The organism is Enterococcus raffinosus (genome assembly GCF_019175485.1).
GTDB classification, from domain to species: Bacteria; Bacillota; Bacilli; order Lactobacillales; family Enterococcaceae; genus Enterococcus_A; species Enterococcus_A raffinosus.
On sequence record NZ_CP072888.1, the window covers coordinates 1,556,250 to 1,570,428 of the forward strand.

General features: G+C 39.5%; 13 protein-coding genes. 11 read left to right on the forward strand and 2 right to left on the reverse strand.

Features of this window, described 5'->3' with window-relative positions:
• Positions 1 to 113: 113 nt before the first annotated feature.
• From pyrF to J9537_RS07690, 4 genes are all read left to right on the forward strand, one after another.
• Entirely contained in the window at positions 114 to 830 is a 717-nt protein-coding gene (gene pyrF, locus J9537_RS07675) for an orotidine-5'-phosphate decarboxylase (RefSeq protein ID WP_218255498.1), read from the forward strand.
• Positions 831 to 1,457 (forward strand): orotate phosphoribosyltransferase, encoded by a 627-nt coding sequence (gene pyrE / locus J9537_RS07680; protein WP_218255500.1) that lies wholly within the window; start codon positions 831 to 833, stop codon positions 1,455 to 1,457. It begins immediately after the preceding gene.
• A gap of 186 nt (positions 1,458 to 1,643) precedes the next feature.
• The gene (locus tag J9537_RS07685; protein ID WP_218255502.1) at positions 1,644 to 1,946 is read left to right on the forward strand and encodes a hypothetical protein; all 303 of its coding nucleotides are present in this window, start codon (positions 1,644 to 1,646) and stop codon (positions 1,944 to 1,946) included.
• Positions 1,947 to 2,376: 430 nt separating this feature from the next.
• On the forward strand, positions 2,377 to 3,408 hold the full coding sequence (locus tag J9537_RS07690; RefSeq protein WP_218255504.1) for an AI-2E family transporter: 1,032 nt from the start codon (positions 2,377 to 2,379) through the stop codon (positions 3,406 to 3,408).
• Here the strand turns inward: J9537_RS07690 and efbA are convergent.
• On the reverse strand, positions 3,405 to 5,108 hold the full coding sequence (gene efbA / locus J9537_RS07695) for a fibronectin-binding protein EfbA (protein ID WP_218255505.1): 1,704 nt from the start codon (positions 5,106 to 5,108) through the stop codon (positions 3,405 to 3,407). The two genes, J9537_RS07690 and efbA, sit on opposite strands and share 4 nt — an antisense overlap.
• Positions 5,109 to 5,198: 90 nt before the next feature.
• Positions 5,199 to 6,866 (reverse strand): phosphoenolpyruvate carboxykinase (ATP), encoded by a 1,668-nt coding sequence (locus J9537_RS07700; protein WP_010744838.1) that lies wholly within the window; start codon positions 6,864 to 6,866, stop codon positions 5,199 to 5,201.
• A gap of 174 nt (positions 6,867 to 7,040) precedes the next feature.
• Between J9537_RS07700 and J9537_RS07705 the strand changes: the two genes are divergently transcribed.
• From J9537_RS07705 to aroB, 7 genes are all read left to right on the forward strand, one after another.
• Entirely contained in the window at positions 7,041 to 7,601 is a 561-nt protein-coding gene (locus J9537_RS07705; RefSeq protein ID WP_218255506.1) for a hypothetical protein, read from the forward strand.
• A 390-nt stretch (positions 7,602 to 7,991) separates the two neighbouring features.
• Positions 7,992 to 9,002, forward strand: a complete 1,011-nt coding sequence (gene trpX / locus J9537_RS07710) for a tryptophan ABC transporter substrate-binding protein (protein ID WP_010744840.1) — start codon at positions 7,992 to 7,994, stop codon at positions 9,000 to 9,002.
• Between the two features lie 4 nt (positions 9,003 to 9,006).
• Positions 9,007 to 9,888 carry an ABC transporter permease gene (locus tag J9537_RS07715; RefSeq protein WP_218255508.1) on the forward strand — a complete coding sequence of 294 codons (882 nt, stop codon included), beginning with the start codon at positions 9,007 to 9,009 and terminating at the stop codon, positions 9,886 to 9,888.
• A gap of 4 nt (positions 9,889 to 9,892) precedes the next feature.
• On the forward strand, positions 9,893 to 10,675 hold the full coding sequence (locus J9537_RS07720; protein WP_218255510.1) for an ABC transporter ATP-binding protein: 783 nt from the start codon (positions 9,893 to 9,895) through the stop codon (positions 10,673 to 10,675).
• Positions 10,676 to 11,161: 486 nt separating this feature from the next.
• Positions 11,162 to 12,040 (forward strand): shikimate dehydrogenase, encoded by an 879-nt coding sequence (locus J9537_RS07725; protein ID WP_218255512.1) that lies wholly within the window; start codon positions 11,162 to 11,164, stop codon positions 12,038 to 12,040.
• A gap of 21 nt (positions 12,041 to 12,061) precedes the next feature.
• A complete protein-coding gene (gene aroF / locus J9537_RS07730; protein WP_010744844.1) occupies positions 12,062 to 13,105 on the forward strand; it encodes a 3-deoxy-7-phosphoheptulonate synthase in 1,044 nt (347 codons plus the stop codon).
• Positions 13,106 to 13,117: 12 nt separating this feature from the next.
• On the forward strand, positions 13,118 to 14,176 hold the full coding sequence (gene aroB, locus J9537_RS07735) for a 3-dehydroquinate synthase (RefSeq protein WP_218255514.1): 1,059 nt from the start codon (positions 13,118 to 13,120) through the stop codon (positions 14,174 to 14,176).
• The last annotated feature ends 3 nt before the right edge of the window (positions 14,177 to 14,179 follow it).

A 14,179-nucleotide genomic window follows, 5' to 3' on the forward strand; every position in this document is an offset into this window, starting at 1 on the left:
TTCGTTTATCCAAGATCAGCGACAGAAATCTAGTTGAATGATATGCGGATCGAAAATCAGATTTTTTCTGCAAAGAAAAATAAATACATCAAAATGAGAAAGGGAGGGTCTTAATGGAAAAACGACCGATTATCGCTTTTGACTTTGCTTCAAAGCAGGAAATCGAGAAATTCTTGACTCACTTTCCGCTTGACGAAAAATTATTCGTAAAAATCGGCATGGAGCTTTTCTATCAAGAAGGGCCAGCAATCGTTAAATTTTTACGTCTGCAGGGACATGATATCTTCCTTGATTTGAAGCTTCATGATATCCCTAATACTGTACAAAAAGCGATGCGCGGAATCGCAAAAATGGGTGTAAAAATCACGAATGTTCATGCAGCTGGCGGCATAGAAATGATGCAGGCGGCTAAGCAGGGCTTGTTCGAGGGAACAAAAGAGAATCAAAACGTACCGGAATTGATTGCAGTGACGCAGCTTACTTCAACTAGTGAAGAGCAAATGCATGAGGATCAGCTAATTTCGGTTAGCCTAGAAGAAAGTGTCTTGCATTATGCAAAGTGCACAGAAAAAGCAGGACTAAACGGGGTTGTTTGCTCGGCACATGAAGTGAAAAAAATCCATGAAGCGACAAACAATGATTTTATCTGCTTAACACCGGGGATTCGTCCGCAAGGAGCCAGTGTGGGGGATCAAAAACGCGTGATGACACCCGAAAAAGCACGAAAGATTGGTTCTAATTATATTGTTGTTGGAAGACCGATTACCCAAGCAGAAGATCCTTATCAAAGTTATTTACAAATCAAAAAAGAATGGAACGGTGAAACATAGATGATCGCAGAACAAATCGCCAAAGATTTATTATCAATTGAAGCAGTGTCCTTAAGTCCTGATGAACCTTTTACATGGGCAAGCGGACTAAAATCGCCAATTTACTGTGACAATCGTGTAACGATGAGCTATCCAGAAGTTCGTCGCGCGATCGCTCAAGGATTAGCAGCAAAAATTAAAGAAGAATTTCCAAATGTCGAGGTAATCGCAGGAACAGCAACAGCAGGAATTCCTCACGCTGCATGGGTCGCTGAGATTTTAGATCTACCAATGGTTTATATTCGCAGCAAAGCCAAAGATCACGGACGCGGAAATCAGATCGAAGGACGCATCACAGATGGCCAGAAGATGGTCGTGATTGAAGACTTAATCTCTACTGGAGGCAGCGTCTTAGAAGCAGCGGCGGCAGCTAAAAGAGAAGGCGCAGATGTTCTAGGAGTGGCAGCGATCTTCACTTATGAATTAGCTAAAGGAAAAAATAATTTCGAAGCGGCAGAGATGCCATTAGTTACCTTGACCAATTATTCTACTTTGATCGAAAGTGCGCTTCAAGAAAAATACATCACTCAAGAACAACTTGAATTATTGAAGAAATGGCGCAAAGATCCAGAAAACTGGTTGAATTAATGATTAAAAAAAGCATCGTTGGATGCTTTTTTTATTATCTTTTCAGTCAGTTTCACTCGCGGGAGTGAGGGAAAGGGGTTCTGTATTCTAAAATTTCAATCTATAAAATTTTTCTTTCACAATCTATCTAAGCGTTTACAAATCAACAATCATTGATTTATCATTATATTTAACAGGAGGTGCACCATGAAAAAATTATGTTTTGTATTAACTGTTAGTATGGGTGTCAATTATATGTCGATATTTCCTTTTCCAATCTATCGGACCTACAATGAATTGAAAGAGTTTTTCTCTGAGGATTATGATGTTTCCATTAACTACCTTGAGGACAAAGAGGCTGTTGATTATTTAGTGGTCCCTGACCCTTGTCCGCCATTTGAAAATGAGGAAAATATTCCAATGATTAAAGTACCGGCAACGTTATTTTATCAAAAGGATTACGAAAAGATGAAGGTATATATTGACAAATTTTTGATGAATGACATTTAAACAAGTCTTCATAGGTTTAGCTGCTCCTTTTTCGTAATCTAGGCTAAAAGATGATTTCAAGAGAATAGATGATTCAGAATGAAATAGATCAAGTTAAGACAGAAGTGAGTAGAAGTAGATAGTGAATGGAGTAAACACTTTTGAATGAATTTGTGATAACTCAGATGATTGGACACAGAAGAAACAAATCCTGTATGGAGTTTCAAATTTACTAACCATCCACCCGTGAAAATAGGTGGATGGTTACTTGTGCATTCGTAGACTTTTACACCTCTTACAGAACACTGTTTTACGAAAGCCTCTTCTCTAAGTATATTAGAAGCCGAAAATGAAGTTTAATGGTATATTATTTTCAGTAGTTTCTGAAAAGATATCAGATCGATTTTTTCTTATGAAACTAAATATATCATTAAGAATAAGAGGGTATCTAATGTATGAAAAATTTTTAAACAACACCCGATTGCGCAGGTTCACTGTACTGGTGTTAGTGATCTTAGTATTGTTTTTAGTCAGGGACTTTATGACGCCCATTTTACTGACATTCATTTTCACCTTGATCTCTGTAAAAATTGTCAAATTTATTCAGCGCTACATCAAGGCACCAACTTTCTTACTGGCTACAGTGCTTTACTTGATTGAGCTGTGGCTATTGTATTTATTGGTTTCTAAATACTCGACAATCCTGATTGATCAAGTCGTATCAACCTATAATTCCATCGTACATTTTTATCAGCATAAGGAATTTAATTCAGATGTCGTAACCAACTTTATCTCAAATTACTTCAAGAATCATAATTGGCAAGATAAGGTAGAAAGCGGTGCAGGGATTCTACTTGAACAATTGCAAAATGTTGGTCGTTTAGCGATTGCCTTTATCATGTCCTTCATCTTGAGCTTCTTTTTTATGGTAGAAAAGGAGAAAACAATTCTATTTTCAAGAAACTTTTTGAGTAGTGAGTACGCTTGGTTTTTCCAAGACTTGTATTACTTTGCGAAGGTATTCGTTGAAACGTTTGGTGTTGTCGTAGAGGTTCAATTATTGATTGCAATAGTGAACACAGTTATTACGACCATAGGACTTGGATTAATTGGTTTCACTCAATTGCCTACGCTGGCTATTATGATTTTCTTTTTGAGTCTGATTCCAGTCGCAGGAGTAATTTTCTCTTGTATTCCGCTAACGTTGATTGCCTATTCAACAGGTGGTCTCCAGACAGTCATCTATGTACTGCTCCTAATTGTTGTAGTGCATTGCATTGAAGCGTATATTTTGAATCCGAAGTTTATGTCCAGCCGGACGAAGTTACCAATATTCTATACATTCGTTATTTTATTGTTCAGTGAAAAATTCTTAGGTGTTTGGGGATTGATCGTCGGTATTCCGATTTTCAATTTTTTCCTAGAGATTTTAGGGGTAAAAATTACAACGAAGAAAACAAAGAAAACGGAGCAGCCAAGCTAGGCTGTTCCGTTTTTTCGCAATTGCTCAACGACCGCTTCCTCTGGTGTAACGAACAATGTTTTTTGATTTTCATAGATGACAAACCCTGGTTTTGCGCCATTCGGCTTATGAACATACTTTACTGCGACATAATCCACCGGTACTTGCGCAGATTGCCGGAATTTGGAAAAATAAGCGGCTAACTCAGCAGCCTCTAGCAGGGTTTCTTCACTAGGATTCTCACTTTTTACAATGACATGAGAGCCTGGAATATTTTTTGCATGAAGCCAAACATCGGTTTTACGTGCTTGTTTTAACGTTAGTTGATCATTTTGAAGGTTATTTTTTCCTACTAATATTTCTGTTCCGTCACTGGCAACGAAGCGTTCAGGTTTGGAAGGGGCTTGCTTCCGATTTTTCTTAATGCGTTTTTTCTTCAGGTAGCCGCTGGCGACAAGTTCCTCCTTGATGACCTCGATATCCATCGGACCAGCAATTTCTAACTGAGATAGGACAGTCTCTAAATAGGCGATCTCATCTTTTGCTTCCGCGATTTGATCGTAGATCAGTTTGACTGCGTTTTTCAATTTTTGATATTTTTGGAAGTATTTCTGCGCATTTTGGTTCGGTGTTAATGCTGGATTCAGCTTAATCGTAATGGGTGTGTTCTCTTCATAATAGTTTTCTAACTCAACACTTTCAGCACCTCGTGGTACCTGTGCCATGAAGGTGGTCAGTAATTCCCCGTCACGACGAAATTCTTCTGCATTTTCAGAATCCTTCAGCGTTTTTTCACGTTTTGCGAGTTTGGTCTGATTGCGCTTGATTTCATTATCTACTTTACGAATCAGATCATTTCCTAGCTGTTTAACCCGATCTTTTTCCGCTTTTTCTCCATAAAAGGCATCGAGCAACTCACTCAAACTAGAGAATGTTTCCGTTTTATCAAACGTTTCAAAGACTAGAGGGGCAAAGAATTCTTTGTTATTTTTCACACCTAACGTCGGCTGAATCTCTTTTTGAATTTTCAGCCAAAAAGTCTCCCATACCGCCATTTTTTCATTAGGTCTTTCGGAAAATTGATAGATCAATTCCTCTGCGGTATCTCTGCCCAGACCTTGAAAATTCTGCTGTAAATATCGACTATCCAGTGTTTCTGCTGTAGACAGAAGGGTGAAGACCTGTTCCTTAGACGCATGGAAAGGATTTAGTTGCTCTTGTTTAGGCGGTTCAACGTATTCACTGCCAGGCAGAATGGAACGATAAGTATTTTGGGAATGCCCAATATGTTTGATCGCATCTAAAATTTTGCCAGTTTGTTTGTTTAGTAAGACGATGGTTGAATGACGTCCCATCAATTCTACAATGAGGACGATGTTTTGCAAGTCACCTAATTCATCTCGCTTACTAAAAGTAAAATGAACCACGCGGTCGTTATCAACCTGATGAATATCTTCTAAAATTGCTCCTTCCAAATGCTTCCGTAGCATCATAACGAAATTGGGTGGATTGTCGGGATTCGTATAAGCAATCTCTGTCAATTGGATACGTGCATAGCTAGGGTGGGCTGAAAGTAATAAGCGTCGATTCTTTCCTCGTGCACGAATCACTAGGACAACTTCATTTTCATAGGGCTGGTGAATCTTGGAGATTCTTCCGGAAACAAGCTGTTCTTTCAGCTCTCGGACCATTGCGTGGGTAAAAACTCCATCAAAGGACATTTTTTATCCCTCATTTCTATTCATAATATATCTATTATAAACAAAAAAACGCCAATGACCAAATAAGTCATTGGCGTAATCCCTGTTCTCTTAAACGCTTATTGATTCCTTATAACTATGAAGTTCGTCAAGTAGCTGAAGGAGCAGTTGTTCTGCTTCATTAGGCAAACGATCATAGCCACCCTGATAGGTCTTACGAGATTGAACAAAGGCGAGTCTCGTCTCAAGCCTTGTCATTAAATGAATCAAGTAATGATGGCTGTTAAAATCTGGCTCATGTTTTTTGACTGGCAAATAGCTGATTTTTTTCAGAGGGCCGAATGGCTTAAATTCCGCAGTTCCATCAACGATTTTTTCGATACTGCCGAGGGTTTCATCCGGTGTCACTTTCCTTCCTTTAAAATCACCAGTATTTAAAATAAAGCAAGCTGTTTTTTGTTTTTGGAACAAGTCCTTAAAGTCTTGATAATCTTCCTGCAACGGATAGCAGCGGAAAGGGTTGGCAAACGGTTCAATCACTAATTGATCCGTAACTTCACCAACAACATTTTCAGCCGTTGAACGTTTCGTGGCAAGCGTCGCACCAAAAACAGCCGCTAGGGAAGGGTCTTCGATTTTTATTACTGGCGGCAGACTATCATCCTTCATGATCCAGAAAAGGCCATCTACTTTTTCAGCGATATGATCGACCCGATTCGGTGTAGCATACCGACTTTTTATACTGCGGCCATTCCCATTGCGAATATCTTCTGTGACTAGAACCTTCTTGTTTTGTTCGTCTAAGGTAACGCCAACATTCTGTGCCGTTACTATATATTTTATTTGTTCGCTCGTCATTGGATAATCTTGAGTCTTATCAAAATAGGCTGGCTCCAAAGCAGTCGTTGAACCTTTCTTTTTCGAAATGACAAAAGCATCATCGTGAAGAACATGTACTTCACCTTTATTTTTAGGTTTTGCTAGTGTGATGGTGGACTTACCAGAACCTGACAAGCCAAATGCCGCCATCGTATATTTTTTATCCTCTAGCAAATATTGCTTCATACCGCCATGACAGGCGATAAAACCATTTCGATGAGCGGTTGCCCAAGCTAAGGTCAAAGTCGCTTTTTTCAATTCTCCAAAATAGCGTAACCCTAGCACTCCAGCGCAATTATGGAGAGGGTCAATAACAACCACGCCATCGGGAAAATCAGGATGCTCCCAATCAGGATCAGCAAAGATAAAAATATCTCCTGTATGAATCTCATCAGATTGTTGATAGAACAGATGCTTAGCATCACCAATTTGAAAATTCAGTAAATAAGAGTAAAGGTTTGGACTATAATCAGCCGGAACCATTAGATGTGATTTAACAGTGAATTCTTCATCCAGCCCCACAATGACTTCGCCAGAATAAAACTTTTTCGAACGTGCTTTGAAGACGGCTTCTCTCAGCAATTCACTGTAAAAGGCATTATCGATTCCCTGCTGACCAATAATACGACGCGCTGCAGCCGTTCGTCCAACAATTTTACCGTCATTTGTCACAAGAACTTTTGCATCAGTCGGCAGCTGCAATCTACTCGTATAAGCGACATCAAGATCGGTAGTGATAGTTCCTGGGCTTGATTTTGCTAGCGCATACGCATCTGTAAGATGGCGAATACGTGTGACATTATTCCCATAAAACGCTGTCTCGATGACACTGCGAATACTGGAAAATAGACGATTACTTTTCGTGATCTCTTTACGTGAAAAATGTTCAATACTGCTCATCAAAAAACCTCCTCAATTTAAGTTGTCATTATTATAATAGCATTAAAATAAAACGCTAACAATCCAATATAGAACACGAAAAATCTGATCGAGGAAAGAAAAAAACAAAATCTGTCCTTGATGGTAGCGGTTTTAAGAGAAAAATAATATAATGATAAGCAAGGAGGGCGACTCATGGACCGATTTTTAGCAAAAACTAAAGATAAAATACTTACTTTTTGGCGTAAATTTATCATTATTGTTTCAGAAAATGAGCGTCGTTCCTTAATGATCGCCATAAGCTTGGTTATTTTTGCGCTCATTTTTTCTGCCTCTGCAGCCTTTGCTCAAAAAACGATTCGACAAGATCAATTAGACGAATTGGTCTTTGATTCTTTGAAGTCAGATCACTTGATTCCGTTAAACTACCAAACCGTTGATCAGAAAATCAAGGATACCAAAGCGATCTCCATCATGTTCAGTCAACCAAAGGGAACTTCTTTTGAAAATGTTATGACAGTTCTTGATGACCCAACTCAACAGACCATGCTAAATCGCAAATTCTATTATTACCCAATTGTGTATGACAGTGAAACCATTGCCAAGAACTATCAGTTGGACCCACGTCAAGTCACGTTTATTTTTTTCCATAATGGCAAAGAGAAAAATCGCTTTGTCGTTGAAAGCTTAAAAGACTTAAACAATGAGTTTATCCCAGAATTGAATCGATTACCTATGTGGGATCTTAAAAAATAAAATGAGAATTCGAATAAAATAAATGAGCTTTTTTTAATAAAAAGAGTTGACAGCTGTTTTTATTTCCGATAAACTAACCTCAACATAAAAAAAGGAGTGACATTCATGAGACACGCAAACTTATCTAATCAATTGAATAGCTGGCAAAACTGGCGTAGATAAGTTGTATTTATGAATTCACTCATAGATACAACGTTTAGACAACTTCTAAATTTTGTATCTATGCTGGATATTTTCTGATGCTTATTCCCGCATAGAGACCATCTATGCGGTTTTTGTTTTTTCTAAGACAACTACCGTGGACTTTTGGGTAGTTGTCTTTTTTGTCATTTCTGCTCTTCGCAGTATTACCATTTACGAACAAAAAACAAAAAATCGGAGGAATAAAGAATGAAAAATAAAGGAATTATTGGATCAATTATCGCATTAGCTGTCGTATTAATCGGAGTATTCGCTTATCAAATGGGGTCGCGCCAGACGAATGCGAGTGAAGAAAAAGAAGAAATGCAGACAGTAGGCATCCTGCAATTTATCAGTCATCCATCTCTTGATCAAATCAAGGATGGCGTGATTGAAGGACTAAAGGAAGAAGGCTATGAAGACGGTAAGAACATCAAAATCGAATTTTTAAACGGTCAAGGCGATCAAAGCAAGTTGAACAGCATGAGTCAGCAGCTATTAGAAAAGAATTCTGACGTCCTAGTTGGTATCGCAACACCGGCCGCAAAAGCACTAGCAAATGCAACCAGCGATAAACCGATCATTATGGGAGCAATCAGTGACCCGATTGGTGCTGGATTAGTCACCGATTTAAAGAAACCAGGCGGCAATGTGACAGGGGTTAACAATTTAACTCCAGTAGATCAACAGTTGGATATGGCAAAAGAAATGTTCCCCGATGCTAAAACAGTCGGGATGATTTATTCATCTTCTGAAGAAAATTCTAAGTCACAAATTGAGCGGGCGGAAAAACGTGCAACAAAAGACGGATTGACGGTAAAAAAATATGCGATCAGCTCAAGCAATGATATTGCACAGATTACACAACAGGCTTGCCAAGAAACTGACTATCTTTATATTCCACAAGACAACACGATCGCTAGTGCCTTCCAGACTTTGATCAATGAATCCGATAAAGCGAAAAAACCTGTCTTTGTTTCGGTGGACAATATGGCAAAAGAAGGCGGTATCGCGACAGTAGGACAAAATCAATTTGACTTAGGAGTGGAAACTGGAAAAATGGCCGCAGATGTTTTAAGCGGCAAAGCAAAACCAGCCGATACACCAGTGAATGTGATTGATTATGGAGACATGATCATTAATGAAGACAAAGCAAAAGAATTAGGAATTACGATTCCAGAGAAAATCAAAGAACAAGCAGAAGTAGTTAAAGGGGAGTAGACAAATGGTAATTTCAGCGATAGGACAAGGATTTTTATGGGGGATTTTAGGTTTAGGCATTTTTATGACCTACCGAATTTTAAATTTCCCAGATATGACAACTGAGGGATCATTTCCATTAGGCGGTGCCGTTTGTGTGACCGCGATCACGAATGGTGTGTCTCCCATTCTCGCAACTCTTTTAGGGATCGTTGCTGGAATGTGTGCCGGATTTGTTACCGGTATGCTGTATACAAAAGGGAAAATCCCGGTCATTTTAGCTGGAATTCTAGTGATGTCTGGATTGAACTCAGTTATGCTATTTATCATGCAGACACCGAACTTGTCTCTTTTAAAACAGCCGAAGATTCAAGATTTTTTTACCAATTTAAATTTACCCGACCATTTTGATGTTGTTCTGTTAGGTTTGATCGCAATTGTGATCATCGTTGCTTTGTTATTGTTCTTCTTCTTTACAGATTTCGGACAAGCCTACATCGCCACCGGTGATAACGAAAACATGGCTCGTTCCATCGGTATCAATACGGATCGCATGAAAGTGATCGGTTTAACCCTATCAAATGGTGTCATTGCACTTTCAGGAGCGCTTATTGCTCAAAATGACGGCTATGCGGATATTGGAAAAGGTGTCGGGGTGATCGTTATCGGATTAGCTTCGATCATCATCGGGGAAGTTCTGTACGGCGAAGTAACCTTTATTGAACGATTAGTGGCTATTGTTTTAGGAAGTATTATATATCAACTATTGATCTTGATCATTATCAAAGCTGGATTAGATACTACGTACTTGAAGATTTTCTCTTCAATCATTTTGGCTTTGTGTTTGATGATCCCGCGTTTAAAAGAAACATTGAATTTAAAAACCGGCTTGGAGAAGGAGGAGTGATCGGATGAATGCATTAGAGGTAAAAAAAGCCAGCAAAACAATTAGTAACGGTGTAAACGATAAACGAAAAATTCTAAACAATGTGGACTTGTCGATTGCCCCGGGTGAGTTTGTTACGGTTTTAGGCGGAAATGGCGCTGGGAAAAGTACCCTTTTCAATAGTATTTCTGGTAGCCTGCAATTAGATAGCGGAACGGTTTCTGTTATGGGGAAAGATTTGACTAAGCTTTCAGAAGAACAACGAGCTACCTCGATTTCTCGCGTGTTCCAGGACCCTAAGATGGGGACGGCACCACGCTTAACAGTCGCAGAAAATCTAGGTTTAGCTGAAAAACGCGGACAAAAAAGACGCTTACGTCAGCGACAATTGAATCAAAAGAAAGAGATGTATCGCGAATTGTGTAAATTAGTTGGGAATGGACTAGAAAACCATTTAGATACACCAACCGGATTTCTTTCTGGTGGTCAACGGCAAGCCTTAAGCTTACTGATGGCGACGATCACAAAACCGGACTTATTGCTATTAGATGAACATACAGCTGCGCTTGATCCTAAAACAGCCAAACAATTGATGCTGCTGACAGACCAACGAATCAAAGAAGAAAACCTCACCTGTTTAATGGTCACCCATAAAATGGAGGATGCTCTACATTACGGCGATCGCGTGATCGTGATGGAAAAGGGAGAGATCATTAAAGATATTCATGGGGAAGAGAAAAAACGAATGACGTTGGCAGATTTATTCCTGCTATTTGAAGAGAGCGAGACAGTAGCTGAAGTAATGTAAATAAACTTTTTTTACAGAAAATTAAAATAATGGGTTGACTTATTAGAAAAACAAATCTATACTAAGTTCAATCTTAAATCAGTTTGGAGCGATTTTTATGAATACGAATAAGAGTACGCACACACAACTGAATAATTATTACTTTAGCTATTTTAGATAGGTTTGTATTCATGATTCATGGATGCAAACGACAACAAGTTTGTATCTATGATGGCTAAGGATTTTAAGTTCGACTTAACGCCACATAGATGAAAATCTATAGTGGCTTTTTCTTTGGTATCTTTTATGGGAGACTAGGCGCATTGTAGATTTTCTACAGTGGGCCTTTTTCGTTTTTTAAAATCGCTGATTGAAGGTTAAACAATCTTTATTATGAAGGATACGAGGAACACTTTCTCTTTTAACAGAGTAAAGGAATCGTATTCGAAGGACGATCGGTAACGTGTTTACGTCAAAAAAATTATTTAGGAATAGGAGTGAGGGAAGATGGAAAATGAAATTTCAGGAAGAACGCGGTTAGCCGGTTTGTATGCATTACCAGCAAGACATAGCTTTTCACCAATGATGCATACAACAGCGTTCCAAGCAACGGGGGTTGACGCAGTCTATTTGAGCTTTGATGTTCAGACAGAACGACTTGGCCAAAGCATTCAAGCCATTCGCGATCTTGACATGCTGGGAATTAATTTATCGATGCCTCACAAGATGGAAGCAGTCAAGTACGTCGATGAGTTAAGCCAAGCCGCACGATTGATTGGAGCGATCAATACCATTGTGAATCAAAACGGCAAATTAATTGGTCATATCACAGACGGTATCGGCTGCATGGAAAGCTTGAAACAAAACGGGATAGAGATCATCGGCAAGAGAATGACGATTCTCGGAGCTGGTGGAGCCGCAACAGCAATTATCACACAAGCCGCGATTGATGGGGTAGAGGCCATTGATGTTTTTAACATTAAAGATGACTTCTATCAAAAAATTGAGCCGAAATTGGCGATGATAGCGGAGGAGACCCACTGTCAGATCCAACTGCATGATTTAGCCGATGAAAAACAATTAAGTGAATCATTAGCCGCAAGCAATCTATTGATCAATGCGACGAATATTGGGATGGCACCGAAGACAGAGCAAATGCCGTTGCCCGATCCGTCATTATTAAGAAAAGACCTGCCAGTTTTTGATGTCATTTATCATCCAGCTGAAACCCAGTTATTAAAAGCTGCGAAGGCCACCGGTGCAAAAGCAGTGAACGGCTTAGGAATGCTGTTGTATCAAGGAGCCGCCGCTTTCAAATTATGGACAGGCAAGGAAATGCCTGTTGAACAAATCCAACCGTTATTGGAAGAAACAATCAAAAAATAAAAAGTGAAGGAAGTTATTACTATGATCTTAATTATAAAAAAAGGTATTCAAGAAGCAGAATTATCTCCTATTTTATCCCGTATTAAAGAAGAAGGATTAGGTGTACAAATCAATCACGGAAAAGACCGCCTAGTATTGGGGCTGCTAGGAGATCCAAAGATTATTCAAAATGTTCCGTTTCAAGCATACAGTGTCGTTGAACGGGCCGTCGCTATTTCGAACACCTACAAGCTCACGTCAAGAGAATTTCACCCGCAAGATACAGTAGTAGACGTTGATGGAGTGAAAATCGGTGACGGTAGTTTTGTAACAATGGCAGGCCCTTGTTCCGTTGAAGGTGAAGAACAAATCATGGAAACAGCTCGCATGGCAAAAGCCGGTGGGGCAAAAATCCTGCGGGGCGGTGCTTACAAACCTCGGACTTCTCCATACGCTTTCCAAGGCTTAGGAGAAGAAGGCTTGAAGATTATGCGTAAAGCCGCTGATGCTCATGGATTAAAAGTCATCACAGAGGTTATGGATGAAGCACATATTGATGTTGTTTGCCAATACGCAGATATCATTCAAATCGGTGCTCGCAATATGCAAAACTTCCGCTTGTTAGAGGCAGTCGGAAAAACCGGCAAACCAATCGGCTTGAAACGCGGGATTTCAGGAACCATTCAAGAATGGTTGAACGCTGCGGAATACATCGCTGTTCAAGGAAACTCAAAAATTATTTTCATCGAACGTGGGATTCGAACGTACGAAACAGCAACACGGAATACATTTGATTTAAGTGCGGTTCCTTTGATTAAAAAATTGAGTCATTTCCCGATCATTGTTGATCCAAGTCATGGTACAGGTGTTTGGGATCTTGTTGCACCAATGGCTCGTGCAGGCGTTGCCAGTGGGGCAGATGGGATGATCGTAGAGATTCATCCAGACCCACTACATGCTTGGTCTGACGGTGAACAATCATTAAATGAGAAGAATTACTTAACGATGATGAGCGAAGTAGAGATACTAGTAGAAGCAATGCAAAAAATCAAAGACTTAACCAAAGAACCTTCACTCATTAAATAGGGGGAACCATTGATGGAGATAGTTTTACCGGAAAAAAGTTATGAGATTATCGTCAAGCGTCATGGATTAGATTCAGTCGGAGACTGGATCGCTTCTCTTTGGAAAAATAAAAAGATCGCTATTATTAGTGACGAGCATGTTTTTCCTATTTATGGTGAAAAAATCCTTCGGCAGTTAAAGAACTATGAAGTCTGTCATTATGCTGTACCAGCTGGAGAGAGCAGTAAATCGTTGGATATGGCAAACAAACTTTATGAATTTCTAGCTGATGAACAGTTTACTCGCAGCGATGCGGTGATCGCACTAGGTGGAGGTGTTGTTGGTGATTTAGCTAGCTTTGTCGCCTCCACTTACATGAGAGGAATCGCCTTTGTCCAAATACCTACTTCGTTATTGGCACAGGTAGATTCTAGTATTGGTGGTAAAACGGCGGTTAACTCAAGCAAAGCAAAAAATATGATCGGTACCTTTGCTCAGCCGGACGGGGTATTGATTGATCCAGAAACATTGACCACTTTGCCTGAGCTTCGCGTACGTGAAGGGATAGCAGAAATTATAAAATGCGGGGCGATCAGTGATGCTTCATTATGGAAAGATCTTGAAGAACTAACAGGAATCCAAGACCTTCTCATTCATAGTGAAGCCATCATTCTTAAAGCCTTGAACGTTAAGAAGACTGTTGTAGAAGAAGACGAATTTGATAATGGCTCTCGATTGTTGCTGAACTTTGGTCATACAATTGGTCATGCGATTGAAAACACCGCAGGCTATGGAGAAATCAGTCATGGCGAAGCGGTAGCAATCGGAATGGTTAAAATTTCAGAAACCGCTGAGGAAAAGAACCTTTCTCCTACCGGTATTACAGACCAAATTATTGCTATGAATCGAAAGTATCAATTACCGGTTGCCTATCAGCCTTGGGATGCTGAGAAGTTCTATACAGCCATCACTCATGATAAGAAGGCACGAGGGGACAGCTTGAATATCGTATTGCTAAAAGAGATAGGAAAAGCGTACATCCAAAAAATAAAACTAACAGAATTTAATGAGTATCTAATAGAAGGGAAGTAGTTT

Excerpts from the sequence above, each read along its gene's own strand:
- pyrE (WP_218255500.1), top strand. The coding sequence starts at position 831 with ATGATCGCAGAACAAATCGCCAAAGATTTATTATCAATTGAAGCAGTG.
- trpX (WP_010744840.1), top strand. The coding sequence starts at position 7,992 with ATGAAAAATAAAGGAATTATTGGATCAATTATCGCATTAGCTGTCGTA.
- J9537_RS07725 (WP_218255512.1), top strand. The coding sequence starts at position 11,162 with ATGGAAAATGAAATTTCAGGAAGAACGCGGTTAGCCGGTTTGTATGCA.
- J9537_RS07690 (WP_218255504.1), top strand. The coding sequence starts at position 2,377 with ATGTATGAAAAATTTTTAAACAACACCCGATTGCGCAGGTTCACTGTA.
- J9537_RS07715 (WP_218255508.1), top strand. The coding sequence starts at position 9,007 with ATGGTAATTTCAGCGATAGGACAAGGATTTTTATGGGGGATTTTAGGT.
- efbA (WP_218255505.1), bottom strand. The coding sequence starts at position 5,108 with ATGTCCTTTGATGGAGTTTTTACCCACGCAATGGTCCGAGAGCTGAAA.
- J9537_RS07685 (WP_218255502.1), top strand. The coding sequence starts at position 1,644 with ATGAAAAAATTATGTTTTGTATTAACTGTTAGTATGGGTGTCAATTAT.
- aroB (WP_218255514.1), top strand. The coding sequence starts at position 13,118 with ATGGAGATAGTTTTACCGGAAAAAAGTTATGAGATTATCGTCAAGCGT.
- pyrF (WP_218255498.1), top strand. The coding sequence starts at position 114 with ATGGAAAAACGACCGATTATCGCTTTTGACTTTGCTTCAAAGCAGGAA.
- J9537_RS07720 (WP_218255510.1), top strand. The coding sequence starts at position 9,893 with ATGAATGCATTAGAGGTAAAAAAAGCCAGCAAAACAATTAGTAACGGT.
- J9537_RS07705 (WP_218255506.1), top strand. The coding sequence starts at position 7,041 with ATGGACCGATTTTTAGCAAAAACTAAAGATAAAATACTTACTTTTTGG.
- aroF (WP_010744844.1), top strand. The coding sequence starts at position 12,062 with ATGATCTTAATTATAAAAAAAGGTATTCAAGAAGCAGAATTATCTCCT.
- J9537_RS07700 (WP_010744838.1), bottom strand. The coding sequence starts at position 6,866 with ATGAGCAGTATTGAACATTTTTCACGTAAAGAGATCACGAAAAGTAAT.